This window comes from Shigella sp. FC1967, from assembly GCF_001743005.1.
Lineage (GTDB): Bacteria > Pseudomonadota > Gammaproteobacteria > Enterobacterales > Enterobacteriaceae > Proteus.
This window is the reverse complement of sequence record NZ_MIIZ01001046.1, coordinates 1-1,138: the sequence shown is the minus strand read 5'-3', so window position 1 is coordinate 1,138 and position 1,138 is coordinate 1. Positions and strand designations below refer to the sequence as shown.

The window sequence follows — 1,138 nt, the reverse complement described above, 5'->3', positions numbered from 1 at the left end:
CTCAATTAGTAGTACTATTGGATCAAAACAACTAACCCGAGTTTTGATCCTTTTTTTATTTACCGTTATGTATTTTAAAATATATCGATTAAGTCAATTAGTTTTAACTCATTTATATAATGATGATGTTATATTAAAAAAAGATAAGAAAAAATAGAAATAAGGTAATGAATAAATAGAAATAAGGTAATGAATAAATTTAGATAAAATAACAGCAAGATAATTGATCTATTGATACAGCATGATTAAAGTATTAATGGCAGATACCTGATGTAACTAATAACTCGTGTTTTATGATAGTTATAAACCCTGACGGCTTCTCGCTCTAGGTGAGGATTTACGGTATTTTTTTTCGCTAAATGCACTTTTTTTTCGCCAATCAAACTGAAAACTAACAATAATTGTTGCGAGGGTTCTTCACGCAAGTATAATGGGCAGGTTTTCCAAATACACTTCAGTGCCGGAGTGGCGAAATTGGTAGACGCAGTTGATTCAAAATCAACCGCCTTCGGGTGTGCCGGTTCGAGTCCGGCCTTCGGCACCAAAAATCAGACGCTAAGAGCGTCTTTTTTTATGCCTGAAATCTCAGTTTATCTAAGACTTTGTAACCCTCTGTCCTTTAAGGGCGGTTAGGATGCCAATGGTTTTTAGTGCGTGAAGATATCTTTGATATTGTTGCTGAAAAGCGAGAACAAATACAATCTCTTATGTTACCACCACCACAACAAGCTTTAGCGCAAGCGGCACTCACGTATCGCTATGGCTGTATGGTCAAGTAAAAGTTGGAAATATTACAATATTACCAAGTAAGGCTTGTCTTCACCCTTCAGGAACTTTTTATACAGAGGACGGAGATCCACGAATATCAGGTTTAGACTGGATTACTTTAGCTAGTTTACGAGATTCTGATAACTCTATGATGAGTTACAGTGAAGTGGACGACAGCGTAGTTTCTGGCATCACCTTTTGGGGAATATTGACGATAATTAACTCTAGTTGTTTCCTTCACAATGGAAACAACTGTTTATTATCACCGTTTACTACGGCAGGATGATTATTCATAATAATTATAGATAGAAGTCATTATTAGTTTTTCTACTACTATTAGATCTTTCACTTAAAGTAGAACAAGTTAATG

1 tRNA gene and 1 pseudogene are annotated in these 1,138 nt (G+C 35.1%); both read left to right on the top strand.

What is annotated here, in order from left to right:
- The first annotated feature begins 459 nt into the window (after positions 1–459).
- A tRNA-Leu gene (locus tag BHE89_RS17975) sits at positions 460–544 on the top strand.
- Positions 545–662: 118 nt separating this feature from the next.
- Positions 663–764: pseudogene (locus BHE89_RS24420) on the top strand (DUF932 domain-containing protein); the annotation flags it as partial.
- Positions 765–1,138: the final 374 nt, after the last annotated feature.